The sequence below is a fragment of the Ramlibacter sp. genome (genome assembly GCF_035548915.1).
Lineage (GTDB): Bacteria > Pseudomonadota > Gammaproteobacteria > Burkholderiales > Burkholderiaceae_C > Ramlibacter.
The window spans coordinates 45,023-69,883 of record NZ_DASZSE010000005.1 but is presented as its reverse complement, the minus strand read 5'-3'; the positions used below and the strand labels follow the sequence as shown (position 1 = coordinate 69,883).

The window sequence follows — 24,861 nt, the reverse complement described above, 5'->3', positions numbered from 1 at the left end:
GTTAGAATTTGGACGTCGCCGAGTTATGGAACTACTTGCAGGGCGACTCAGAAAATCCTGCTAAAGCGTTCGCCCCAAGCTCCGGCGGAAGGCAACGCGCCTTCAGTGCAACCCGCGGAGTGTATTCAATGGCGAACGACTTCCTCTTCACGTCCGAATCCGTTTCGGAGGGTCACCCCGACAAGGTGGCCGACCAGATCTCCGACGCGATCCTCGATGCGATCTACAGCGTCGACCCGCGCAGCCGCGTGGCGGCCGAGACGCTCACCAACACCGGCCTCGTGGTGCTGGCGGGCGAAATCACCACCAACGCCCACGTCGACTACATCCAGGTCGCGCGCGACACCATCCGGCGCATCGGCTACGACAACACCGAATACGGCATCGACTGGAAGGGCTGCGCGGTGCTGGTCGCCTACGACAAGCAGAGCAACGACATCGCGCAAGGCGTGGACCACGCGAGCGACGACTACCTGAACATCGGCGCGGGCGACCAGGGCCTGATGTTCGGCTATGCCTGCGACGAGACGCCCGTGCTCATGCCCGCGCCCATCTACTACGCGCACCGCATCGTGGAGCGCCAGGCGCAAAAGCGCAAGGACGGCAGCCTCCCCTTCCTGCGCCCGGACGCCAAGAGCCAGATCACGATGCGCTACGTCGACGGCAAGCCGCACAGCATCGACACGGTGGTGCTTTCCTCGCAGCACAGCCCCGACATGAGCGACGGCAAGCAGATGAAGCCCGCCTTCGTCGAGGCGGCGATCGAGGAGATCATCAAGCCCGTGCTTCCGAAGGAGTGGCTGAAGGACACGAAGTACCTGATCAACCCGACCGGCCGCTTCGTGATCGGCGGTCCGCAGGGCGACTGCGGCCTCACGGGCCGCAAGATCATTGTGGACACCTACGGAGGCGCCTGCCCGCACGGCGGCGGCGCGTTCTCGGGCAAGGACCCGTCGAAGGTGGACCGCTCGGCCGCGTACGCCGCGCGCTACGTCGCGAAGAACATCGTGGCCGCCGGCCTCGCGCGCCAGTGCCAGATCCAGGTGGCATATGCCATCGGCGTGGCCAAGCCCATGAACGTGACGATCTACACGGAAGGCACGGGCGCGATCCCCGACGACCAGATCGCCTCGCTCGTGCACGATCACTTCGACCTGCGGCCGAAGGGCATCATCCAGATGCTCGACTTGCTGCGCCCGATCTACGAGAAGACGGCGGCCTACGGCCACTTCGGCCGCGAGGAGCCCGAGTTCACGTGGGAGCGCACGGACAAGGCGCAGGCACTGAGGGCCGCGGCCGGCATCAGGTGACGCGCGACGGGCGCTACTGCAGCGCGAGCGAATTCTGCCGCTCGTACTCCTGCTTTTTCATCGACACGTAGGTCGAGCGGTCCATCTCGTGCAGCTGCCTCGCGTAGCGCTCGGTGGCGTCGAACCAAGTGTTGATGCGCCGGTCGACCTGCTGCGCCTTCGGGCTTTCCAGCGAATCGAGATACGCATCGATCGCGAGGTAGTAACGCATCACGTTGCGCTCGATCGCGCCTCGCACGCCGCCGATGTACTGCGGCCGCCCGCCCGGATCGCGCCCCGCCACACTGAAGCCGACCTTGTCGGCCCCGGCGGTGGAGAGATACATCTGCATCGCGAAGCGCCCCGCGGTGCCGTAGCCGTACGAGTAGCCGAGATGCATGAAGGTGCGGCCGCCGTCCAGCGGTATCGCCGACACCGTGATGCGGTAGTCGCGCGTGCCCACCGGACCTTGCGGCGCGGCGAGGTGCGACTCGTAGAACTCGGGCGACGCCGCCAGGTTGCGATACGCGAAGTCGAGGCGATACGCCTGCTCCACGGGCTGGTCGTACTTGCGGCCGATCCGCATCGCGACATGCCCCGCGTCCTGCGCGCGGCAGTACTTCGTGTTGAACGGCAGGATCATGATGTCGCACCACTGCGCGGGGTCTTTCATGGCCCGGCTCACCGTGTCGAAAGGATGGTCCAGCACCGCGTACACGTCGCCGCGCAGCGACCGGTCGCCCTCGCTCGATTCGACGTACATCGGCCTGCCGTACGGGTTGCTGCGCAGTTCGCCGCGGATGGCGTCGTATTTCGCGCGCAGCGCGGCCGGATCGTCGGCCCATGCGGTGAGCGTGCCCGCGGCAAGCACGCAGGCCGCACCGAATTCGAAGAGACGCCGCAGGAGCGATTTTCTGGTCATGCGTGGTGACGATGGGAGTGGGGTTGGGCGCCGCTCGGACCCACGGGGGGCAGGTCGCCGTCGTGTTCCTCGCGAAAGTCGCGCACGTCGAGCTGCACACCGCCCATGAAGAGGGAGTGGGGCGACACGTCGTAGACGAAGCGGCCGTGACCGCCGAGGTCGAGCCGCACGCGCAGCACCGGATGCGACACCTGCTCCCATGCGCGGATGAGCCTCGCGCGCACGAGGTTGTCGGGGCACTGCAGCGACTTCAGCTTGTGCGGATTGCGCGCGAGGTACATCGCGCTCACGTACCAGGGCGAGCTCTTGTTGCGCGCGCGCAGGTTGGCTTCGAGGTCGACGTCGAGCGTGAGTTCGCGGCCTTCGATGGTGAGCGACATGTTGCGTCCGAGCACGCCCCCGCCGGCCTCGCCGTACTTGTAGCCGAGATGCAGATGCGACGGGGTCTTGCGCAGGGAATATTTCATGGCGCCACCGGTGAGCGAAGGGTGCACCCGCGGCGCCACCGCGGCTGTAGGACTGCGCAGTGTCCCGCTGTGCGCGGCGCCGGGACCGCGCGCCGCGCAGCGCAGCGCCGCGCGCGCGGATTCCTACAGGGGGTGTGGGCCTTTGCCTCATCGGCGCGACGCGCTTCGCGCACGAAGATCGCGAGAGCCAATCCCATTTCCTATTTTCTCGAAGGAGCTCGACTCACATGGCTGCTGAAGAACGTGAAGAACAAGACATGAACCGCGACCCGATCACGGGCGAGCCGGGCGCGCACCCGGTGGGCACGGGCGTGGGCGCGGCCGGCGGCGCGGCCGCGGGTGCCGCCATCGGTGGCGTGGGCGGGCCGCTCGGCATGGCCGTGGGCGGTGTCGCGGGTGCCGTGATCGGCGCGATGGCCGGCAAGGCCGCCGCCGAACGCGTGAATCCCACGGCCGAGGAAGCCTACTGGCGCGAGACCTACACGCGCGAACCGTACTACGAGTCGGGGCTCGGCTTCGACGACTACGGGCCGGCCTACCGCCTCGGCGTGACGGGCCGCACCCGCTACGAGGAAAGCGACTGGACGAGCGTCGAGCCGCGGCTTGCGAGCGAATGGGAAGCGTCGCGCGGCGGCTCCACGCTCGACTGGACACGCGCGAGCCCGGCCGCGCGCGCCGCGTGGGACCGCGTCGACGTGGCGTACTACCGCACGCTCGACAACACCGGCCGCAGCTTCTCCGATCGTGCCGCGGGCACCGGCACGGCGGGGGCCGTCGGCTCGATGCAGACCGCGGGCAACGCGAGCGGCGACGCGGACGACGTCGTGGACGTGCTGCAGGACCTCGTGGAATGCTGCAAGGACGGCGAGTACGGCTTTCGCGAATGCGCCGAACAGGCGAAGCGCTCCGACCTGAAGACGACCTTCCTGCAGCGCGCGGACGATTGCCGCGCCGGCGCTCAGGAGCTGAACGAGCTGATCCGGCAGTGCGGCGGCAAGCCCGAAGCGGGCGGCAGCGCGATGGGCGCGATGCACCGCGGCTGGGTCGCCGTGAAGGCGAAGCTCACGAGCTACGACGACAAGGCGGTGCTCGAGGAAGCGGAGCGCGGCGAGGACAATGCGAAGGCGCGCTATGCGAAGGCGCTGCAAAAACCGCTGCCGGCGCACGTGAGGCAAGTGGTCGAGCGCCAGATGCAGGGCGTCACGCGCAATCACGACCAGATTCGCATGCTGCGCGACCAGGCGCGCGCCGCCGGCTGACGCGAAAGACGAACGACGAACGACGACGCGCGCGAGCGCAACCGCATTTCGAATGGACAAGGACCCGCTTCGACTCTATCGCGAGAAGCGGCACTTCGACGCCACCCCCGAACCCTCCCGGGGTGGCGTCGCGAACGAAAAGGAGCGCAGCTTCGTCATCCAGAAGCACTGGGCGACGCGGCTGCACTACGACTTCCGGCTCGAGCTCGAAGGAACGATGAAGAGCTGGGCCGTGCCCAAGGGGCCGAGCTTCGATCCGCGCGACAAGCGCATGGCGATGCCGACCGAGGATCACCCCATCGCGTACAACCGCTTCGAGGGCACGATCCCGCCCGGCAACTACGGCGCGGGCAAGGTGATCATCTGGGACAAAGGCACGTGGATGCCGGTCGGCGATCCGGTGAAGGGTTACCGCGAAGGCAAGCTCAAGTTCGAATTGCGAGGGCACAAGCTGCAAGGCCACTGGACGCTCGTGCGAATGCACGGCCGCGGCGACGACGAGAAGCGCACGCCGTGGCTTCTGATCAAGGAGCGCGACGAATTCGCGCGGTCCGCGGTGGAATTCAGCGTGGTCGACGAAATGCCCGACAGCGTGCAGCGGCTCGCCGACCGGCCTGCCGCGGCCCGCTCGGGAAGCGCCAAGACTGGCACTGCGAACCCCCGCGCCTCCCGGGGCCGAGCCTCGGTCGCCCGCGACCGCGCGTCCGAAGCATCCGGACCGCCCGCGGGCGCCGTCGCATCGAAACTCCCCGCCGACTTGCGCCCCGAACTCGCGACGCTCCTGGACGAAGCGCCTCATGAGAGCGGCGAGTGGCTCTTCGAGATCAAGTTCGACGGCTATCGCATGCTCACGCGCGCCGAACGCGGCCGCGTGCGGCTCATCACGCGCAACGGCAACGACTGGACTGCCAAGCTCGCAACGCTTGCGCGCACCCTCGAGGCGATGGAGCTGCCCGACGGCTGGTACGACGGCGAGATCGTGATGCCCGGCGAGAAAGGCACGGCCGACTTTCAGGCCCTGCAGGGCGCCTTCGACAGCGCGCGCACGGGCGACATCGTCTACTACCTCTTCGACTTGCCCTACTGCGCGGGCTACGACCTGCGCAACGTCGCGGTGGAAGAGCGCCGCCGGGTGCTGCAGCGGATCGTCGGGCGCAAGCCGCACGACAAGGTCCGGTTCAGCGAAGAGTTCGATGCACCCGCCAAGCAGGTACTGCAATCCGCCTGCCGCCTCGGGCTGGAAGGCGTGATCGGCAAGCGGCGCGGCTCGGCCTACGTCTCACGCCGGTCTTCCGACTGGATCAAGCTCAAGTGCAGCCTGCGGCAGGAATTCGTGATCGGCGGCTTCACCGATCCGAAGGGCGCGCGCACGGGCATCGGCTCGCTGCTGCTCGGCGTGCACGAAGGCGGCAAGCTGCGCTACGCCGGCAACGTGGGAACCGGATTCGACGAAAAGACGCTTCGCGATCTGCGCGAACGGCTCGACGCACTTGCCGCGGACAAGGCGCCCTTCACCGCCGGCTCGCAAATTCCGCGCAAGGCGCATTGGGTGAAGCCGCAGCTCGTGGCCGAAGTGTCCTTCGGCGAGTGGACGCGCGACGGGCGGATCCGTCATTCGGTGTTCCAGGGGCTGCGCACCGACAAGCCGGCGAAGGCGATCGGGCGTGAGGAGGCGCAGCACGAAGCGCCGCCCGACAAACCGGCCGCGGCCGCGAACCACGGGCCGGCCGCGACAGCGGCGAAGGTTGCCCTGCCCTCCACACTGCGCGTGAGCAGCCCGGACCGCGTGGTCGATCCGCAGACCGGCCTCACCAAGATCGAGCTCGTGCGCTACTACGCGCTCGTCGCGCCGCTCATGATGGAGCACCTGAAGCGCCGCCCGATCGCGATGGTGCGCGCGCCCGAAGGCATCGGCGGCGAGCTCTTCTTCCAGAAGCACCTGGACCGCTACAAGATGGCCGGCGTGCGCCAGCTCGATCCCTCGATCTTTCCGGGCCATCCTTCGATGCTCGAAATCGTGAGCGAGCAAGGGCTGCTCTCGGCCGCGCAGATGAACATGATCGAAGTGCACACCTGGAACGGCACCTTGCCGGCGATCGACCGGCCCGACCGCATGACGTTCGACATCGATCCCGGCGAAGGCGTCGCGTGGCCGCAGATCCAGGAAGCGGCCTCGCTCGTGCGGACACTCCTGGACGAGCTCGGGCTGCCCGTCTTCCTCAAGACGAGCGGCGGCAAGGGCCTGCACCTCGTGGTGCCGTTGAAGCGCCGCCTGGACTGGGACACGGTGAAGGATTTCTCGCAGGCCATCGTGCAGCACCTCGCGCGCACGCTGCCGGACCGCTTCGTGGCCAGGAGCGGCGCGAAAAACCGCGTGGGCCGCATCTTCATCGACTACCTGCGCAACGGCTATGGCGCGACGACGGCGTGCGCCTGGTCGGCCCGAGCCCGGCCCGGACTCGGCATATCGGTTCCGGTGCGCTGGGACGAGCTCGCGAAGCTGAAGAGCGGCGCGCACTGGACCGTGGGCACCGTGCACACGCGCCTCGATCAAGGCAACGAACCCTGGAAGGACTACGAGGCGAGCCGCGCAAGCCTCACCGCCGCGATGAAGAAGCTCGGCTTCGAGCGGGGCTGATCAGGCGCGGGCCCAGGGGATCGTCAGCAGCACGCGTTCGGCGCCATCGCGCTCGAGCTGCACGCGTTCGGCCGCGGCCAGTGCCTCGACGTCGGACCAGGCGATCGGGCGATACGTGCTTTCGCCGGCGAAGCCCTTTTCGCCGGGCGTCGCGTGCAAAGCGAGGACGAGTTGCGCGCCCTCGGACGCCGCCCGCGCCGTGAGCACGAGTTCGGCGGGGCCGGCGTGCTCGTCCGTGACATGGATGAGCGCGGCCGTCAGCAGATTGCGGATGGCCGCGCGAGGCACTTCGCCTTCGAACGGCGTCACGTCGTTGCGCAGCACGAAGCCGCGGAAACTGAGGCCCGTGGTAAGGAGGCTCGTGCATTCGCGAACGCCATCGGCCACGTGCGTGACGGCGCCGTCTTCCGGCGCGAGCCAGCTCACGACGTCCAGGCACGAGCCGAGCGCGGCCCGGGCGAAGCCGTTGATCTTGTGCGCGCTGTCGTGAACGCTCGCGAGATCGGGCTCGGGCGAGCGCAGCCTGCGTTCCATGACCTCGTAGATCATGCCGATGGGCTGCAGGTTGACCACGAGGTGATGGCGCATCGAAGGCGCGAGGCGCCGCAGGAGCGCATAGCGCGCCGCCTCCGCGGCCGCCTGGGAGGACGCGGCCCTGTCTTCCGGGGGCTGGGCAGCGGCAACCGTCATGGACTGAAGTATTTCAGCGTTCGGCCGCGCATCCAAGAAAACGGCCGTCCTCGAACCAACTGTTACGTGATTGTTCACCCCGAATGGGGGATGGGACGCCACCGGCAGCGATCGCGCGGCAGCTCATCCATGGTGGCGGCGGTTCTCGGATAGTCTCCTGCCCATGACGATCGAAGCCCATTCACGGATCGCGCAGTTCTACCGGTTCCGGCCGCCCTACAAGGCGTCGTTCTTCGACGCCGCGGCCCAGAAGCTCGGCCTGACGCCCGAGACGGTCCTGCTCGATCTGTGCTGCGGCCGCGGCGAACTCGCAAGCGGCTTCTCGCGGCTGTGCAAGTCGATCGTGGCGGTGGATGGTTCCGAGCGGATGCTGGAGCACCGGATCGAGCGGCCGAACGTCTCGTACCTCCGGCACGACCTCAACGGCGAGCCGCTCGCGTTGGCCGAGCGCGCCGACCACTTCGTGATCGGATCGGCGGTGCAGTGGCTGAAGCCGCCCAAGCTGCGCGAGCTTGTCGACGACCATCTGAAGCCCGGCGGCGCCATCCTCGTGACCCACACGCTCTTCAGGATGGACGGCCAGCCCTATGCCCGGGCGCTTGCCGAATTCAACGAAGGCTTCAGCCGCCGCCCGGGACAGGGCTTCCAGGGGCTCGGAGGCGCCGAACGGATGGAAGCCCTGGGCTTTCGCGAGATCGACCGCCTGCGCCTCACGGCCTCGGTGAGCTTCGACGTCGACTACCTCTTCAGGAATCAGCTGTCGTATCTGTACGAGGACGCGTTCGAACAGGTGACGGCCGACATGGAGCGCTATCGCACGGAGATGCACAAGGCACTCGCGCGCTTCTGCAATGCCGAAGGCAAGCTCGCGGCGACCCTCGTGAACTGGGGCGTGATCTACTCGCGCGCCGCCTGAGTCACTCCACGGTCACGCTCTTGGCGAGGTTGCGCGGCTTGTCGACGTCGGTGCCGCGCGCGCACGCCGTGTGATAGGCAAGCAGCTGCAGCGGCACGACGTGCAGCAGCGGCGAGAGCGGCCCGTAGTGTTCTGGCATGCGGATCACGTGGATGCCTTCGCTCGTCTCGATGCGCGAGTCGGCGTCGGCCAGCACGTAGAGCACGCCGCCGCGCGCGCGCACCTCCTGCATGTTGCTCTTCAGCTTTTCCAGCAGCGCATCGTTGGGCGCGACCGTCACCACCGGCATCTCGCCCGTCACGAGCGCGAGCGGGCCGTGCTTCAGCTCGCCGGCGGGGTAGGCCTCGGCGTGGATGTAGCTGATCTCCTTCAGCTTGAGCGCGCCTTCCAGCGCGATCGGATAGTGCAGGCCGCGCCCGAGGAAGAGCGCGTTTTCCTTGCCCGCGAAGTCCTGCGACCAGCCGATCACCTGCGGCTCCAGCGCCAGCACGGCCGCGAGCGCCTTGGGCAGATGACGCATCGCCTTCAGATGCATGGCCTCCTCGGCTTCGGTGAGCCGCCCCTTGGCCTGCGCGAGCGCGAGCGCAAGAAGGAACAGCCCCGCGAGCTGCGTGGTGAACGCCTTGGTCGAGGCCACGCCGATCTCCACGCCCGCGCGCGTGAGATAGGCGAAGCGGCATTCGCGCACCATCGCGGAAGTCGCGACGTTGCACACGGTGAGCGTCTGCTCCATGCCGAGCGATTGCGCGTGGCGCAGGGCGGCGAGCGTGTCGGCCGTCTCGCCCGACTGGGAGATGGTGACGACGAGCGACTTCGGGTTCGGGACGCTGTCGCGGTAGCGGTATTCGCTCGCAATCTCGACTTGCGTCGGAATCTTCGCGATGCTCTCCAGCCAGTACTTCGCCGTGCAGCCGCTGTAGTAGCTCGTGCCGCAGGCGAGGATCAGCACCGACTCGATGTCCTTGAACACGCGATACGCGCCGCCACCGGCCGGGTGATTGCCCGATGCTTCGAAGAGTTCGGGCGTGATCGCCTGCACGCCCTCGAGCGTATCGGCGATGGCGCGCGGCTGCTCGAAGATTTCCTTTTGCATGTAGTGCCGGTACGGTCCCAGCTCGGCCTCGCCGGTGTGCGCCTGCACTGTCTTCACGGGCCGTGTCGCCGTCTTGTGGTTGCGATCGGCGATCCAGTACTTGCCGAGCTGCAGGTCGGCGACGTCGCCTTCTTCCAGGTACACGATCCGGTCGGTGACGCCCGCGAGCGCCATGGCGTCGCTCGCGAGAAAGTTCTCGCCGTCCTCGCCCACGCCGAGCACGAGCGGCGAGCCCGCGCGCGCGCCGACGATGCGATGCGGCTCGTCCTTGCAGAACACTGCGATCGCATAGGCGCCTTGAAGTTGCTGCACGGAACCCTTCACCGCCTCGAACAGGTCGCCGTCGTAGTGGCTGTCGATCAGGTGGCAGATCACCTCCGTGTCGGTCTGGCTCGCGAAACGGTAGCCCTTCGCCTGGAGAGCGGCGCGCAGCTCGTCGTGGTTCTCGATGATGCCGTTGTGCACGAGCGCGATGCGCCCCGGCCCGTTCGGCGCGTCGTGACCGGGCCCGTGGCTGAAGTGCGGATGCGCGTTGTGCACCGCGGGCGCGCCGTGCGTCGCCCAGCGTGTATGGGCGATGCCCGTGGTGCCATGGACGTGTTCATCGGCGACTTGCGCCTGCAACTCGGCCACGCGCGACACACTGCGCGCGCGCTTCAGGCCGCCGTCGTACACCGCGACGCCGCAAGAGTCGTAGCCGCGATATTCCAGCCGCTGCAGGCCCTGGACGAGGATGGGAACGATGTCGCGGGTGGAGACCGCACCGACGATGCCGCACATGGAAAGCTCCTTCGAATGAGAAGGAATGTAGGGGCGAGGGTGTGCAATTGGCAGTCTTAATTTTGAATTAATTGGAATTTAATTTCATGATAGGCTACTCATGAAATAAGATTTCCTTGAGATGGAAAATCCGAAAGATATTGCACTGGACGAGATCGACCTGCGGCTGCTGGACCTGCTCCAGCACGACGCCTCGCTCACCAACCAGGAGCTCGCCGCCCGGGTGCACATCTCGCCGCCGACTTGCCTGCGCCGCGTGAAGCGGCTGCGGGAAGCGGGCCTCATCGAGCGCCACACCGCCCTCCTGCACACCGGCCGGCTTGCCGAACTCGTGGGCCATGGGCTGGATGCGGTGGTCGAGGTCTCGCTCGATCGGCAGGACGCCGAGGCGATGGAAGCATTCGAGGCGCGCGCGATCGCCGATGCGCAGGTGCAGCAGTGCTACCGCGTCTCTCCGGGGCCCGACTTCGTGCTGATCGTGCACGTCGCCGACATGCCCGGCTACCTCGCGCTCGCGAAGCGGCTCTTCACGCAGGATGCGAACGTGCGAAACGTGAAGGCGTTCTTCTCGGTGAAGCGGGCCAAGTTCGATCCGAGGATCGCCCTCGGGCGGCCGACCGCCCGGGCGTCCACGCCGCCGCTCACCCGCCCTTCGCCGGGCGCTTCCAGCCCTCGATCGTGACCTGGCGCCCGCGCGCCACCGACAGCTTGCCGGCCGGCGCGTCCTTCGTGATCACCGAGCCCGCGCCGACCGTTGCGCCTTCGCCGATGCTCACCGGCGCCACGAGCACACAGTTGCTGCCGATATGCGCATCGGCCTCGACAACCGTGCGATGCTTGTTGGCCCCGTCGTAGTTGGCCGTGATGCTTCCCGCGCCGTAGTTCACGCGCTCACCGACCGTCGCATCGCCCAGGTAGGCGAGATGGTTGGCCTTCGCCCCGTGGCCGAGCGTGGAGTTCTTGATCTCGACGAAGTTGCCCACGTGCACTTGTGCCGCGAGGTTCGCGCCGGGACGAAGCCGCGCGAAGGGGCCGACCAGCGCGCCTTCGCCCACCACGACCCCACTGCGCTCGCCGTCGATGTGCGTGAACGGATGGATCACCGCACCGGCTTCGATGCGCGCATTGGCGACGACGCAGTTCGCGCCGATGCGAACGCCATCGCCGAGCGATACGTCGCCCTCGAAGAGGCAATTGACGTCGATCTCCACGTCCTGCCCGCATTCGAGCGTGCCCCGCAGATCGAACCGCTCGGGGTCCGCGAAGCGCACGCCGCGATCCATGAGCGAATGCGCCTTGCGCCGCTGATGCGCGCGCTCGAGCGCCGCCAGCTCATGCGGGCTGTTGATGCCTTCGACCTGCAGCAAGTCGGCGGCCTTCAGCGCAACCACGTCCGCGCCGTCTTCCGACGCGATCTTCACCACGTCGGTGAGGTAGTACTCGCCCTGTGCGTTGCGGTTGCCGATGCGGGGCAGCCAGCGCTTGAGCAGCGCCGTCGGCGCGGCGAGCACACCGGTGTACACCTCGCGAATCGAGAGCTCGTCTTCATTCGCGTCCTTCTGCTCGACGATGCCCCACACCGCCTCGCCGCTTCGCAGGATGCGGCCATAGCCGGTGGGGTCGTCGCGCACCACGCTCAGCAGCACGAGCTGCCTCGGGCCGCATCGGTCCACGAGCGCCTGCAAGGTGCCGGGCTCCACGAGCGGCACGTCGCCGTTCAGCACGAGCGTGACGCCGTCGTCCTCGAGCAGCGGCAGCGCCTGCATCACGGCGTGCCCGGTGCCGAGCTGCGGCTCCTGCCGCACGAAGGCGGGAGCCGGCCGCTTCGCGCGGTCGGCTCCGCGCGCAAGCGCATCCTCCACGTCCTGCGCGCCGTGGCCGGTCACCACGGCCACCTGCCGGGCGCCGAGGAGGGCGACGGCTTCGAGCACGTGCTCGATCAGCGGGCGGCCCGCGAGCCGGTGCAGCACCTTGGGCTTCGCGCTCTTCATGCGCGTGCCCTTGCCCGCGGCCATGATCACGACGTCGACGGGTGGCATGGTTCGTCCCCTGTGGCTGGATGTCACACGGGGATTATCGGCGCCGCGCCCGCGCCCGGGGGCGCCCCCGCTCAGTGCTCGCCCTTGGAGTGCGACTTCCCTTCGCGTTCGGCTTCGTCCATCTCGCGCGCTTCCTCTTCGGAACGCGGCTTGGCCGCCTCGGCGTCGGACTTCACATCGGCGTGGTCGAGATAGTCCTTGATGTTCTTCTGATAGTCGCGGGTGGCGCTGTAGCTGCCCTCGCCTTCCACCTCGCCGCCCTGGCTGCCCTGGCCACCCTCACTGCTGCTGCCCGCGGGCTTGGACTGGAAATCGGTCGATCCCTCGCGCTGCTGGCCGGCGTCGCTGTCGTGAGCGGGCTGCTGCTGCTGCGGCTGCAGGACGCGGGGCGTGGGTTTGTCTTCGGGATGCATCGGGCGTCTCCTTGGCTGATCGGCCCAGCTTAGAAACCGCCCCGCCGAAGGGCTGTCGTCCCGTTCGTTTCGATGCTGTCGGACACCGACTACGACTGCAGCGACGCCCACATCTCCTTGTCCCGCTCCGCGGTCCATACGCGCGGATTCGCGATGCCGCGCGCCTCGTCCCACGCGCGGCTCACGTCGAACGGCAGGCAGTGTTCGTAGATGAACACGTGGCCGAAGAGAGGGTCCATCGCCTTGCGCGTGTGCGCCATCGCGGCCTTCAGATCCATGCCGGCCGCGGCGGCCTCCTTCGCGCAGCGATAGAGCGTCTCCACCCAGCGCTGCGTGTAGGCGATGCCGGCTTCGACCGCGGCCGCGCCCTTGAGCGCTTCGCCGCGCCCCGGAACGAGCGCTTCGGCACCCAGCGCTCGCAGCGCCTGCAGCGTGGCCGGCCATTCCTCGAGATGCGCATCGCCCGTGTAGACGCCCGCGTTGTATTCCACGAGGTCGCCGGAGAAGAGGACCTTCTCCGTCTCGACCCAGGCGATCGTGTCGCCGCGCGTGTGCCCCGCGCCCGGCGACCAGACCTGCACCGTCACGCCGCCGAGGTCCACCGTGAGCTTGCCGTCGACGACCAGGGTGGGCCACGTGAGCCCCGGAACGCTCTCGGCGTTGCGAAAAAGGCGCGGGAAGCGGTCCATCTCCGACTGCATGTCTTCCTTGCCGCGCTCGGCGATCAACTCCCAGGTGCCGCGGCTCGCGATCACCTCGCTCGCGCCTTCGGCGAAGAACGCGCTCGCCCCGAGCACGCGGACCGCGTGATAGTGCGTGAGGAGCACGTACTTGATCGGCTTGTCGCTCACGGTGCGGATGCGCTCGATCAGGTCGCGCGCCATGGCGGGCGTGGCCGTCGCATCGCTCACCATGATGAATTTCTCGCCGATGATCACGCCGCTGTTCGGGTCGCCCTCGGCCGTGTAGGCCCAGCAATGCGGCGACAGTTGAGCGAACGTGATCGTCTTGTCGGTGAGGTCGGCCTGGCTCGCGAAAGCTTTGGACATCGGGTCTCCTGCGTGCGTGAATTGCAGGGACCGATTTTACCGATCCGTAATGGATTACGGATTGTTGAACAGCCGCCCGCGCGTCACGCCCCGTTCACGCACGCCCCGCTTCGCCGCGGCATCACGCAGTCGCGAGCGATACGTGCGATCCCGGACGCGAGCTTGCCGCTCGCGCGCAGACCGATCGACAGCGCGAGCCGCAAGTCCGCAAGCGGCTGCATCACCGGCGCGAAGCTGATCTCGCGCACCGGCCGCGTCTGCACCACCGGGTCCCAAGAGAAGTAGGCAGGCGACTGGCGCTCCCACGACTGGATCACGAGCCGCTGGCCCGCGCGCACCCAGAGGCGGTCTCCGGCGCCCACCACGTAGTCGCCGAAGTCGTTGAGCGCGCCGCGATGCGGGCCGTCGTACGTGGCCCAGATGCGCCCGTGCGAGACGCGCATCAGCCCATCCTCGGCCGGCTGCAGCGTGACAGCCCGGCCCGCACCCAGTTTCCAGGTGCCGGGCAAGCTGGCAGCGCAACCGTCGCAGGCGAGGGAAGCGAGGGATGGCGTGTGTTGCAGCATGGCTTTCTCCACGAGGCTCTCTTGCGTTTACGGAATCGAATGATGCGTCACGCTCGCTTGCCGGTCCAATGAAATCGGGCTACGCTATTGATTCTGTAATTGCATCAATCCACGAAGCCCTCCTGTCACCGCCTGACATCGACATGCAGCACTCTCAGACCCATTTGCGCACCCGTCCTGTGTCGGCCGGGCACCTGCGGGCGTTCGAGGCGGTGGCGCGGCATCTCAACTTCCGCGCGGCGGCCGACGAAATGGCGCTCACCCAGTCCGCGGTGAGCCGGCAGATCCAGTCGCTCGAGGAGGAAGTGGGCGTGAGCCTCTTTCTTCGCCACACGCGGGCGGTGGAACTCACGAGCGCGGGCGCGCAACTGCTCATGGCCGTTTCGCAATCGCTGCCGCGCATCGACAATGCCGTGCGGCAGATTCGCCAGAGCGCGGGGCGGCGTTCGGTCTCCCTCACCACGTTCGCCTCCTTCGCCTCGATGTGGCTCATCCCGCGGCTGGAGGCTTTCCAGCGCGACAACCCCGAGATCGACATCCGCATCGACGCGAACGATGCGGCCGTGGACCTCGAGATCGCCGATGTGGACCTCGCGCTGCGCTACGGTCCGGTGGCGACCATGCCTGCGAACGCGGTGCGCATGTTCGGCGAGCAGCTGACACCGGTCGCGAGTCCGTGGCTGCTGAAGTCCGGCCCGCAGATCGGCAGGCCCGCGGACATCACGCAGTTCGCGCTCATCGAAGCGGGCGACGCGCATCAGACGCACCTCGAATGGCTCTCGTGGCGGCGCTGGTTCGACGAGCACGGCCTCGCGAAGCTGCAGCCGAAGCGCTGGCTCTATTTCAACTACGCCTACCAGATGGTGCAAGCCGCGCTCACCGGCCAGGGCATCGTGCTCGCGCGGCTGCCGCTCGTGGCGGAGTCGCTCGCGAACGGCGACCTGATCGAGCCGTTGCCGAAGCAGCGCCTGGATTCGCCGATGGCCTACTGGCTGATCGTCGGGCCGCGCAGCAGCCAGCGGCCGGAGATCAAGTCGTTTTGCGAGTGGCTGATGGCGCAAAGCAAGATCACGCGCCAGACGATCGGTGAAGTGCCCGACCCGGACACGATCGACGATCTGGATTGAGCGCTACCGCGCATCCTCCGCCTCTTCCTGCTCCAGCTGCTCCAGCTGCTGCAGCAGATAGAGCCGCTGGTAGATGCCGCCTTCAGTCGCCATCAGCTGCGCGTGCGTGCCGAGCTCCGCGATGCGCCCGTGATTGAGCACCACGATGCGATCCGAATCGCGGATCGTGGAGAGGCGATGCGCGATCGCGACGATCGTCACCTTGCCGCGCAATCCGGCCAGCGCGCGCTGCACGACCTGCTCGGTCTCCGAATCGATATGCGAAGTCGCCTCGTCCAGCAAGAGGATGCGCGGCGCGCCCGCGAGCGCCCGGGCGATCGCGAGGAGCTGCTTCTGCCCGACCGAAAGCCGCGCTCCGCCTTCCCCGAGCGGCGTGTCGTAGCCGCGTTCGAGCGACTGGAGGAAATCGTGAATGTGCGCGGCGCGCGCGGCGGCTTCGACCTGCGCATCCGAAAGGGGCCGCCCCATCGCGATGTTCTCGCGCGCGCTCGCGGCGAGCAGGAACGGCTCCTGCGGCACGAGCCCGACGGCGTCGCGGAAGTGCGCCTCGCCGATCGCCTCCACCGGCGTGCCGTCGATGCGGATGCTGCCCGCGGGCGCCGGGTAGAACCGCAGCAAGAGCGACAAAAGCGTGCTCTTGCCGCTGCCCGTGTGCCCGACGATGCCGTGGAAGCTGCCCGGCGCAATCGCGAGATTCAACGAATGCAGCACCGTCTGGCCGGGGAGGTAGCCGAAATCGAGACCTTCGATGGCGATGCCGCCTTGCGTCACGAGGCCGTGCTCCGCGGCGACGGGCGTTTGCGCTTCCTTCAGCAGCACGTGAACGCGCGCCGCGCCCACCATCGCCTGCTGCAGCTGGGAGAACTGCATGGTGATCTGGATGAGCGGCTCGACCACGCGCGCGATGTAGTTGATGAACGCGTAGAGCACGCCGACTTCGATCGCGCTCAGGGCACTGCCGCGCGCGCCGAACACGGCGATCACGATGGCAAGCAGCAGCACGTTGAGCATGTCCAGCACGGGCCGCAGCAGCCACGCGTTCGCGCGCAGTTCGCGCTGGCGTGAAAGGTAGTGCGCCTCGTTCACGCCCGCGAAGCGCTGGTTGAAGCGCGCGGTGGCGTTGCTTGCCTGCAGCACCGCCATGCCGGCGATCGATTCGGCCATCTGCGCGTTCAGCTCGCTGCGCAGCTCGCGCGACCGCGTGACGGCAGGCGCGGAAAGGCGCTGGTAGAGCGTGACGATCAGCACGACGGCGGGCACCAGTGTCGCCACGATCAGCATGAGCCGCCAGTCGAGCCAGAGCATCGCGACCAGCGCGCCCGCAAGGACGATCACGCTGTCGAGCATCACGAAAAGCACTTGCACGTAAAGCAGCTTCACGGCCTCGGTGTCGTTCGTCACGCGGCTCACGAGCTGGCCGGTGATCGCGCGGTCGAAGAAGCTCATCGGCAGGCGCAGCACGTGCTCGTAGACGTCCTCGCGGATTCGCCGCACCGAACGCATCGCAAGACCGGCGAGCCGCGTGAGCTGCCGGTAGCGCAGCCAGCTCGACACCATCCCGGCGAGAAGCGCGCCCGCGAGCAATGCGCCCATCGCGATCGGCACGGCATGGCGCGGCAGCAGGTAGTTGTCGATGAAGGTCTTGCCGATCAGCGGGCCCGAGGCTTCGAGCAGCGCGGCCACGACGAGCCAGAGCACGCCTCGCACGAGCTGCGCGCGCTCCGGCGCCGCGGCGCGAACGAGCAGCGCGGCCGCGTTGCCGATGGTGCGTCGGCGTTCCACCTTTTCGACGGGCAGGACGGCGGAGACGAGCGAATCAGCCGGCATCGAGACTCGCTTGCAGCTGCTGATAGCGCCACTGCCGCGCGTACCAGCCGTTGCGCGCCACGAGTTCGTCGTGGCGGCCCTCTTCGATCAGGTGCCCGTCGCGCAGCACGAGGGTGCGGTCGGCGTCGGCCACCGCGCTCAGGCGATGGCTCACGACGATCACGGTGCGGCCGACACGCTGCCCGCGCAGGTGCGCGAGGATGCGCGCTTCGGTGTCGGTGTCGACCGCGGAGAGCGCGTCGTCCAGCAGCAGCAGCGGCGCGTCCGCAAGCAATGCGCGGGCGATCGCCACGCGCTGGCGCTGGCCGCCCGACAACGTCACGCCGCGCTCGCCCACCGGGGTCTCGTAGCCGCCCGGCAGGCGCAGGATGTCGTCGTGCACCGCCGCGAGCTTCGCGGCTTCGACCACCTCTTCGCGCGTGGCGTGCGGCTTCGCGAGCGCGATGTTGTCCGCGACGGATGCCGAAAAGAGGAAGGCCTCCTGCGGCACCCACGCGACAGCCGAGCGCAATGCGTCGAGCGTGTAGTCCGCGAGGTCGACCTCGTTCCATTGCAGCCGGCCGGCCGTGGGCGCGTAGTGCCGTAGCAAGAGGCGCAGCAGCGTGGACTTGCCCGCGCCGGTCGGGCCGACCAGGCCCAGGGTGCGGCCGGGCTCGAGCCGAAGCGACACGTTGTCCAGCGCGGGCCGCGCCTGGCCGGGATAGCTGAAGCGAACGTCGCTCACCGCGAGCACGCCCGGCGAGACCTTCTCGACCGTGCCGCGATCGTCGATGGAAAGCGGCGCATCCAGCACCGGCTGCAGGCGTCCCCATGCGGCCTTGCCGCGTTCGAGCAGCGAGAGCACCCAGCCCGCGGCGAACATGGGCCAGATCAGCTGTCCGAGGTAGAGGCTGAAGCTCGTCAGCTGGCCCACCGAGAGCTGCTCGTGCCACACGAGCCAGCCGCCCGCGCCGAGCGTCATCACGGTGGCGGCCGCCAGGGTGAAGCCCACGGCCGGTTCGTACGACGCTTCCCAGCGCTGCGCTTCGAAGCTCGCCTCGGCCGCTGCGCTGGCCAGCGATGAAAACTGCGCCGCGCTGCGCGCCTGCAATCCCAGGGCGCGCACCGTGCGCACGCCGGCCAGCGTCTCCTGCACGTGATCGTTGAGCTGGCCGAAGCTGTCGAGCGAGGCACGCCAGGCCGAATGCACGTGCCGCGAAATCCACCAGAACGACCACGCCATGAACGGGAACGGCAGCAGGGCCCAGGCCGCGAGACGGGCATCGACGCCGAGGGACATCATCGCCACGACCAGCACCAGCGTGAGCGTGCCGTCGAAGCCGGCCAGCATCGCTTCGCCCGCGGCCATTTCGACGGCGTCGATGTCGTTGGTGGCGAGCGCCATCAGGTCGCCCGTGCGCTTGTCCTGGAAGAACTGCGGACCTTGCAGCGAAAGCCGCGCATAGAGCTGCTCGCGCAGTTCCACTCCGAGCCGGTAAGCCGCCGCGAAGAGCCGCAGACGCCAGCCCACGCGCAGGAAATAGACGATGACGCCGGCGCCCACGAGGAGCGCGAGTTCGCGCCACAACGCCGCGGCCGCGAGGTCGTGCGCGACGAGCCGGTCCACGAGTTGGCCGACTTGCCGCGGAATCCAGACGATCAGGCAGGCGATGCCCGCGAGCATCAGGGCCGAGGAGGCGTAGGCCGACCCGTGTCTGCGCAGGAAACGGCCGATCAGGCTGTAAAGCGTCACGCCACGGGCCAGACCACGCCCTGTTCGTTCAGCAAGGCGTCGAGCGGCACGTCGTGCGGCTCGGGCTTCAAGTCCAGGAGAAAGGCATTGGAGTAGCCGAGGCCGACCGTGTACGGTTTCGGCCGCAGCCCGGCGAGCGTCTTGTCGTAGAAGCCCCCGCCGTAGCCGAGGCGATAGCCGCCCAGCCCGTAGCCCACGCACGGCACGAACAGCAGCGTGGGCACCACCACTTCCGTGTCTTTCGGCTTGGGGATGCCGTACGCGTCTTCTTCCATCGGGCAGCCGGGGAACCAGGCGTGGAATTTCAGAGTCCCATGCTGCTTGTCGACCACCGGCAGTCCGATGCGGCGCAACTGCGGCTCGTCCAGCAGTTCGCCGTCTTCCTTCCAGCGGTGCAGCGCGGGCAGCGGATCGAACTCGCCCTTGATCGGCCAGTAGGCGCCGATCACGGTATCGGAGCGCCCGACGAGCCAGACGCGCATCACGCTCTGGAGATGTTCGGCGCGCTGTAGGCGGTCCGGCATCTTCAGGCGTTGCTCGATCAGGCGCTTGCGCAATGCCCTTTTTTGTTCGTAGTTATCCATAATCCCCCGAGAATGAAGCCCAGAACGATTGTGGCACTGATGGCCGCGACGCTCGTGGCCGCGTCCGTGCAGGCGCAGCAGCCCCGAGACGACCTGCTTGTCGACATGCGCGACGCCTTCCGCCAGGGCAACCGCGCGCGCCTCGCGCAGCTGCTGCCCCAGGCGCGCGGGCATGCGCTCGAACCCTGGGCGGCCTATTGGGAGCTGCGCGCCCGACTGGACACCGCAAGCAACGCCGACGTGCAGGACTTCTTCGCGCGCTATCCCGGCACCTACCAGGAAGACCGCCTGCGCAACGACTGGCTGCTCGTGCTCGGGCAGCGGCGCCAGTGGGATGCGTTCGCCGCGGAGTACCCGAAATTCCGCATGAACGACGACCGGCAGGTGCGCTGCTACGCGCTGCTCGTGAAGCACCTCACCGACGGGGCCGTGCCGGGCCTCACGGACGAGGTGCGCCGCAACTGGTTCGCGCAGCGCGAGGACGACGACGGCTGCACGCTCGCGGCGAAGCAACTCATCGCCGACGGCACCGGCCCGAAGCGGATGACCCAGGCCGACGCCTGGCACAAGGCGCGCCTCGCGATCGAGGCGAACCGGCCGCGCATGGCCGCCACGGCGGTCGCGATGGTCGCGCCCGACGCCGTCGACCAGCTCGACGCAGTGAACAGCCATCCGAGCCGCTTCCTCACGAGCAAAGTGGTCGCGGCGTCGCGCGTGCGGCGCGAGATGATCGGGCTTGCCCTCGTGAAGCTCGCGACGACGGACGTGGAAAGCGCCGCCTACCAGCTGGACAACAAGTGGGGCCCGCAGATGCAGCCCGAGGAGCGCGACTGGATCTGGGGCGTGATCGGCAAGGTGGCCGCGCAGCGCATGAACCCGAATGCGGCGGACTATTTCGCGCACGTGAGCCGCGCCGCGAACCTGAACGACGATCTGCTGCAGTGGCAGGTGCGCGCCGCGCTGCGCGCCGGCCGCATGCCGAACTGGCCGCAGGTGCTGGCCGCGGTGAACGCGATGAGCGAAGAGACGCGCCAGGAGCCCGCGTGGGTCTACTGGAAGGCGCGCGCCGTACTGGCCCATGCGAGGACGCAGTCGCAGAAGGCCGATGGCGTGAAGCTGCTCGAATCGATCGCATCGCCCCGCGGTTTCTACGAGATGCTTGCCATGGAGGAGCTCGGCCTGAAGGTCGCGGTGCCGGTGAAGCCCGCCGCGCTCACGGATGCGGAGAAGGAAGCCGCGCGGCTCGATCCGGGCCTGAACCGGGCGCTCTACGCGATCTCGCTCGGTCTGCGCCCGGAGGGCGTGCGCGAGTGGAACTACACCACCAATCTGCATCGCACCGGTGGGCTTTCCGAGCGCGAGCTGCTCGCCGCGGCGCAGCTCGCGTGCGACCGCGAGGTGTGGGACCGCTGCATCAACACGAGCGAGCGCACGCGCGGCGAGTTCGACGTGCAGCAGCGCTTCCCGATGCCGTTTCGCGACGCCGTCGTGCAGCGCAGCCAGGAGATCGGGCTCGATGCCGCGTACGTCTACGGCCTCATCCGGCAGGAAAGCCGCTTCGTGATGGATGCGCGGTCGGCGGTCGGCGCCGCGGGCCTCATGCAGGTGATGCCCGCGACCGCGCGCTGGACCGCGCGCAAGATCGGCCTCACGGGCTTCACGCCGGAGCAACTGCACGACCGCGACACCAACATCGCGATCGGCACCGGGTACCTCAAGCTCGTGCTCGACGATTTCGACGGGTCGATGCCGCTTGCGGCGGCCGCGTACAACGCGGGGCCGACGCGTCCGCGCGCATGGCGCAACGGCCCCGTGATGGACGCCGCGGCGTGGGCCGAATCCGTGCCCTTCACCGAGACGCGCGACTACGTGAAGAAAGTGGTCGCCAATGCGACGATGTATGCGGCTCTGCTCACCGGCCAGCCGCAATCGATCAGGGAGCGGCTCGGCGCCACCATCGGCCCGCGCGACAGCGCGCAGCCCGCGCCGAATCGCGACATCCCCTGAAGAGCGGGGCGCGCATGCCGATCTGGAACACGCTCGCAGGCGAGTTCAGCGACCTCGCCGATGCCGAGCAGTTCGTGCGGCTCGTCGTGCGCGTGTTCCTGGCCGCGCTGCTGGGCGGGCTCATGGGGCTGGAGCGCGAAATCCGAGGCAAGTCCGCGGGCATCCGCACGCACATGCTGATGGCGCTCTCGGCCACGCTGATCGTGACGATCGTGCGCCAGTCGGACCTGGGCGACGACGTGCTCGGCCGTTTCGTGCAGGGGCTGCTCGCGGGCGCGGGCTTGCTGTGCGCGGGGGAGATCCTGAAGGCGCAGGGCGACGAGCGGCCGCATGGCCTCACGACCGCGGCGGGTCTGTGGATGACCACTGCGATCGGCGTTGCGGTGGGATTGGGGCGCGAGGCGTCGGCCGTCGTCACCACAGCGGTGGGGCTTGCGATTCTCTCGATGGACGGGCCGATCAAGCGCTGGTTCGCGCGGCGGCGTGAGCGCGGGCAGCTGCCTCCCGCCGACTCGTGAGGCCACGGGCGGGCTGAAGACAGAGATTTCAGTCTTCACTCGAAAGCCGGTCGAGACAATCGACTCGCAAGGGGCGTCCGCAGCGCAGCCTCGACCAAAGCATACTGCCCAGGGGCGACGACGCTGACTATGCTGAGCCATCTTCATCCAGGACGTGATGCATGGCCGCCGCGAACTTCGACGACTGCTGCGCGCAGCTTTGCGCGACGCTCGATCTCGAGCCGCCGCCGCTCTTGGCCGACGAAAACGGCGAGCGGGCCTTCACCATCACCTACCGCAAGACCGACTTCAGCTTCATCGAACGCAAGCGGCGCGGCCACGACAGCATGTCGATGCTCGTGAAATTCGGCGTTCCGCCTCAGGACAAGGCCTTCGAAGTCCTCGCGGGCCTGCTGGCCGCCAACTACCGGATGATGGATGAAGGCGGCGCGGCCTTCAACCTGATCGCAGAAACGGGGGAGATTCATCTCCACCGCCTGATCCCGCTGGCCCGCCTCCACGTGCCGGGGCTTGTCCCCGTCATGGACGAGTTCGCCGCGCAGGTGGCGCGCTGGCCTGACGAGTTCTTTTGCGCAAGCGATGCCGACATGCCCGCCGACGGATTCGGCATCGCCAATCTCGCCTGAATCGCTTTCCCTCACTCCGTCACAAGGACTTTTCATCATGCCTCCCGTCGCCTCTCCCGTCGTGCCTTCCGTTCCACCTTCGGACATCCCAGCGTGGGCTGCTCGAGCCGGCTTCGCTTCTCGACCCGCCAAGTCCGCGTCCCCATCGGGCGAAGACGCTCCGCAGATCAGAGCGGGAGGGCCACTTCCTTCCCATGCTGTTGAGATGGGCCTCCAGCCGGGGACGCCGCGAAACTCACAATCCGTACAACCGGTCGTCTTCGCGGCCCCGTCGCAAGTCTCATCTCCGAATCCCCAGCCAGCGCAAAACGCCTCGGCTCCGGCCGCGACCGCTCAGCGGCGACGGTCCTCCGGCAGTGGCAGCGGTGGAGGCGACGAAGTGGCGGAGTTGGCCGGCCGATTCGCCTATTGGCAGATGGTGTGCAACGGTCTGAGCAGTGCCTGCCAAGCCATCGGGAACGGCGCAAGCCGCCTGGGCAATGGATTGGTCAACTGCTTCGCCAAGCTCGGCGCCTGCTGCGATCTCGACTGAAGACCGGGGGCCGGTCCCGCCGCACTCATCAATCGACGGTCCTTTTTGCATCAATCGCGGCCGCCGGCGCCATTAGGATGAGCTCCGACTCATCCCACGCGAAGCCGGAGACCGCCATGCTCACTCTCTACGTCGGCAACAAGAACTACTCGTCCTGGTCCATGCGCACCTGGGTGCTCATGCGCCAGGCGAGCATCCCGTTCGAAGAGGTGAAGATCCGCTTCGACGCCTTCGACGGCGACTCGCACTTCAAGCAGGCGATCCTCGAAGTGAACCCGGCCGGGCGCGTGCCCGCGCTCGCGGACGACGGCTTCCTCGTGTGGGACACGCTCGCCATCGCGGAGTACCTGCACGAGAAGTTCCCGCAGAAGAACGTATGGCCCGCCGACGCGAAGGCGCGCGCCCGCGCGCGCAGCATCTGCGCCGAAATGCACGCGGGCTTCTCGGCGCTGCGCACGCATTGCCCGATGAACATCGAAGCGTCGCTGCCGCAGGCGGGCGCCATCGTCTGGCGCGACCGGCCGGAGGTGCGCGCGGACGTGCAGCGCATCGTGCAGATGTGGACCGAGCTCCTGGAAGAGCATCGCGGGCCGATGCTCTTCGGTGAATTCAGCGCGGCCGATGCGTATTACGCGCCCGTGTGCTTCCGGCTGAAGAACTACGCGCTGCCGGTGCCCGGCCATGTCACGGACTACATCCGCCGCGTGTGCGCACTGCCGGGCGTGAAGGCGTGGGTCGACGACGCGCTCGCCGAAAAAGACTTCCTGGACTTCGAGGAGCCCTACCGAACTGCGCGATGATGCGTCCATGAGCATCGCCGTATCGCAGAAGGATTCGAACGCGCACGCGACGCGCGGTTTCGGCAACGAACCGTCGAGCTCGAAGCCCCGGTATTTCGGCTCGGTGATGAGCGCGATGGTCACGCCGTTCGATGCGAACGGCCGCCTGGACCTGGACGCGGCGCGGCGCCTGGCGCGCTGGCTCGCGGACCACGGCAACGACGGCCTCGTGATCGCCGCGACGACGGGCGAAGGCACGGTGCTGAACGACGCCGAGCGGCAGGACCTCGTCGCGGCCGTGGCCGAGGCCGTGACGATTCCCGTGGTCGCGGGAATGGGCACGAACGACACGCGGCACAGCGTGGAGCTCGCGCGCCTGGCGAAGCCGCTGGGCGCCGCGGGCGTGATCGCGGTGTCGCCCTACTACAGCCGCCCGCCGCAGGCCGGGATCGAAGCGCACTTTCGCGCGATCGCCGCCGCGACCGATCTGCCCGTGATGCTCTACGACGTGCCGCTGCGCACGGGCCGGCGCATCGCGGAAGACGTGCTGCTGCGCCTCTTTCGCGAAGTGCCCAACATCGTCGCATTCAAGGACGCCACGGCCGATCCGCCGGCCGCCGCCGCGCTCGTCGCCCAGGCGGGCGAACGATTCGATCTGTACTCCGGCGACGACGCGATGACCTTGCCGCTCCTGTCCGTCGGCGCCGTCGGCGTCGTGAGCACGACGGCCCACTGGACGGGCCCGTGGTTGCAGAAGATGTTCGCCGCGTGGCGCCGCGGCGACGTGGACGAGGCACGGCGCGTCAACGCGGCGATGATCCCCTCGTTCCGGTTCGCCAATACCGACGAATCGGTGTTCCCGATGTCGATCAAGGCGATGCTGCGAGTGCTGGGGCAAAACGTCGGCGAATGCCGCCTGCCGCTTCCACCCGCACCGCGTGAAGTGCAGGCGCAGGCGCGCGAAGTGTGGGCGATACTGTCGCAGTCGCTTCCCGGCGATTCCTAGCA

At 68.1% G+C, this 24,861-nt stretch carries 23 protein-coding genes; 12 read left to right on the top strand and 11 right to left on the bottom strand.

Annotated features, from left to right (window positions below; translation table 11 throughout):
• The first annotated feature begins 128 nt into the window (after window positions 1–128).
• Window positions 129–1,310: a methionine adenosyltransferase gene (metK, locus tag VHA82_RS01070; RefSeq protein WP_325539376.1), complete on the top strand. Its 1,182-nt coding sequence runs from the start codon at window positions 129–131 to the stop codon at window positions 1,308–1,310.
• Between the two features lie 13 nt (window positions 1,311–1,323).
• Here the strand turns inward: metK and VHA82_RS01065 are convergent, their stop codons facing one another.
• Window positions 1,324–2,211, bottom strand: a complete 888-nt coding sequence (locus tag VHA82_RS01065) for a hypothetical protein (RefSeq protein WP_325539374.1) — start codon at window positions 2,209–2,211, stop codon at window positions 1,324–1,326.
• Window positions 2,208–2,678, bottom strand: coding sequence for a hypothetical protein (locus tag VHA82_RS01060; protein WP_325539372.1), 471 nt, complete (start codon window positions 2,676–2,678; stop codon window positions 2,208–2,210). The genes VHA82_RS01065 and VHA82_RS01060 overlap by 4 nt, the downstream gene beginning before the upstream one ends.
• A gap of 257 nt (window positions 2,679–2,935) precedes the next feature.
• On the opposite strand from VHA82_RS01060, the gene VHA82_RS01055 reads away from it, so the two are divergent.
• Window positions 2,936–3,937 (top strand): PA2169 family four-helix-bundle protein, encoded by a 1,002-nt coding sequence (locus VHA82_RS01055; protein ID WP_325539370.1) that lies wholly within the window; start codon window positions 2,936–2,938, stop codon window positions 3,935–3,937.
• A 52-nt stretch (window positions 3,938–3,989) separates the two neighbouring features.
• Entirely contained in the window at window positions 3,990–6,575 is a 2,586-nt protein-coding gene (gene ligD, locus VHA82_RS01050; protein WP_325539368.1) for a DNA ligase D, read from the top strand.
• Here the strand turns inward: ligD and VHA82_RS01045 are convergent, their stop codons facing one another.
• A complete protein-coding gene (locus VHA82_RS01045) occupies window positions 6,576–7,265 on the bottom strand; it encodes a hypothetical protein (RefSeq protein WP_325539366.1) in 690 nt (229 codons plus the stop codon).
• A 163-nt stretch (window positions 7,266–7,428) separates the two neighbouring features.
• Between VHA82_RS01045 and VHA82_RS01040 the strand changes: the two genes are divergently transcribed.
• Window positions 7,429–8,181 carry a class I SAM-dependent methyltransferase gene (locus tag VHA82_RS01040; protein ID WP_325539364.1) on the top strand — a complete coding sequence of 251 codons (753 nt, stop codon included), beginning with the start codon at window positions 7,429–7,431 and terminating at the stop codon, window positions 8,179–8,181.
• A gap of 1 nt (window position 8,182) precedes the next feature.
• On the opposite strand, the gene glmS is transcribed toward VHA82_RS01040, so the two are convergent.
• Window positions 8,183–10,054, bottom strand: coding sequence for a glutamine--fructose-6-phosphate transaminase (isomerizing) (gene glmS / locus VHA82_RS01035; protein WP_325539362.1), 1,872 nt, complete (start codon window positions 10,052–10,054; stop codon window positions 8,183–8,185).
• A gap of 121 nt (window positions 10,055–10,175) precedes the next feature.
• Between glmS and VHA82_RS01030 the strand changes: the two genes are divergently transcribed.
• A complete protein-coding gene (locus VHA82_RS01030) occupies window positions 10,176–10,736 on the top strand; it encodes an Lrp/AsnC family transcriptional regulator (RefSeq protein ID WP_325539360.1) in 561 nt (186 codons plus the stop codon).
• Here VHA82_RS01030 and glmU read toward each other — a convergent pair.
• The 4 genes from glmU to VHA82_RS01010 all read right to left on the bottom strand — a co-directional run bounded on the left by glmU (window position 10,696) and on the right by VHA82_RS01010 (window position 14,121).
• Window positions 10,696–12,093: a bifunctional UDP-N-acetylglucosamine diphosphorylase/glucosamine-1-phosphate N-acetyltransferase GlmU gene (glmU, locus tag VHA82_RS01025; protein ID WP_325539358.1), complete on the bottom strand. Its 1,398-nt coding sequence runs from the start codon at window positions 12,091–12,093 to the stop codon at window positions 10,696–10,698. The genes VHA82_RS01030 and glmU overlap by 41 nt on opposite strands.
• A gap of 71 nt (window positions 12,094–12,164) precedes the next feature.
• Window positions 12,165–12,506, bottom strand: a complete 342-nt coding sequence (locus tag VHA82_RS01020) for a hypothetical protein (RefSeq protein WP_325539356.1) — start codon at window positions 12,504–12,506, stop codon at window positions 12,165–12,167.
• 89 nt (window positions 12,507–12,595) lie between these two features.
• Complete coding sequence (locus VHA82_RS01015; protein WP_325539354.1) at window positions 12,596–13,555, bottom strand: MBL fold metallo-hydrolase; 960 nt, start codon at window positions 13,553–13,555, stop codon at window positions 12,596–12,598.
• An 83-nt stretch (window positions 13,556–13,638) separates the two neighbouring features.
• Entirely contained in the window at window positions 13,639–14,121 is a 483-nt protein-coding gene (locus VHA82_RS01010) for a DUF2917 domain-containing protein (protein ID WP_325539352.1), read from the bottom strand.
• Window positions 14,122–14,264: 143 nt separating this feature from the next.
• On the opposite strand from VHA82_RS01010, the gene VHA82_RS01005 reads away from it, so the two are divergent.
• Window positions 14,265–15,248 carry a LysR substrate-binding domain-containing protein gene (locus tag VHA82_RS01005; protein ID WP_325539350.1) on the top strand — a complete coding sequence of 328 codons (984 nt, stop codon included), beginning with the start codon at window positions 14,265–14,267 and terminating at the stop codon, window positions 15,246–15,248.
• Window positions 15,249–15,251: 3 nt separating this feature from the next.
• Here the strand turns inward: VHA82_RS01005 and VHA82_RS01000 are convergent, their stop codons facing one another.
• The 3 genes from VHA82_RS01000 to VHA82_RS00990 are packed head-to-tail and all read right to left on the bottom strand — an operon-like array spanning window position 15,252 to window position 19,391.
• Complete coding sequence (locus VHA82_RS01000; protein ID WP_325539348.1) at window positions 15,252–17,075, bottom strand: ABC transporter ATP-binding protein; 1,824 nt, start codon at window positions 17,073–17,075, stop codon at window positions 15,252–15,254.
• The gene (locus VHA82_RS00995) at window positions 17,065–18,807 is read right to left on the bottom strand and encodes an ABC transporter ATP-binding protein (RefSeq protein WP_325539346.1); all 1,743 of its coding nucleotides are present in this window, start codon (window positions 18,805–18,807) and stop codon (window positions 17,065–17,067) included. The genes VHA82_RS01000 and VHA82_RS00995 overlap by 11 nt, the downstream gene beginning before the upstream one ends.
• On the bottom strand, window positions 18,804–19,391 hold the full coding sequence (locus VHA82_RS00990; RefSeq protein WP_325539344.1) for a 5-formyltetrahydrofolate cyclo-ligase: 588 nt from the start codon (window positions 19,389–19,391) through the stop codon (window positions 18,804–18,806). Before VHA82_RS00990 ends, VHA82_RS00995 begins: the two co-directional genes overlap by 4 nt.
• 12 nt (window positions 19,392–19,403) lie before the next feature.
• Between VHA82_RS00990 and VHA82_RS00985 the strand changes: the two genes are divergently transcribed.
• From VHA82_RS00985 to dapA, 6 genes are all read left to right on the top strand, one after another.
• Window positions 19,404–21,398 carry a lytic transglycosylase domain-containing protein gene (locus VHA82_RS00985; RefSeq protein WP_325539342.1) on the top strand — a complete coding sequence of 665 codons (1,995 nt, stop codon included), beginning with the start codon at window positions 19,404–19,406 and terminating at the stop codon, window positions 21,396–21,398.
• A 14-nt stretch (window positions 21,399–21,412) separates the two neighbouring features.
• Window positions 21,413–21,916 (top strand): MgtC/SapB family protein, encoded by a 504-nt coding sequence (locus VHA82_RS00980; protein WP_325539340.1) that lies wholly within the window; start codon window positions 21,413–21,415, stop codon window positions 21,914–21,916.
• Window positions 21,917–22,077: 161 nt separating this feature from the next.
• Window positions 22,078–22,542: a CesT family type III secretion system chaperone gene (locus tag VHA82_RS00975; protein WP_325539338.1), complete on the top strand. Its 465-nt coding sequence runs from the start codon at window positions 22,078–22,080 to the stop codon at window positions 22,540–22,542.
• Window positions 22,543–22,921: 379 nt separating this feature from the next.
• Entirely contained in the window at window positions 22,922–23,074 is a 153-nt protein-coding gene (locus VHA82_RS00970; protein ID WP_325539336.1) for a hypothetical protein, read from the top strand.
• A gap of 116 nt (window positions 23,075–23,190) precedes the next feature.
• Window positions 23,191–23,874, top strand: a complete 684-nt coding sequence (locus tag VHA82_RS00965; protein WP_325539334.1) for a glutathione S-transferase family protein — start codon at window positions 23,191–23,193, stop codon at window positions 23,872–23,874.
• A 7-nt stretch (window positions 23,875–23,881) separates the two neighbouring features.
• Entirely contained in the window at window positions 23,882–24,859 is a 978-nt protein-coding gene (gene dapA / locus VHA82_RS00960; protein WP_325539332.1) for a 4-hydroxy-tetrahydrodipicolinate synthase, read from the top strand.
• The last annotated feature ends 2 nt before the right edge of the window (window positions 24,860–24,861 follow it).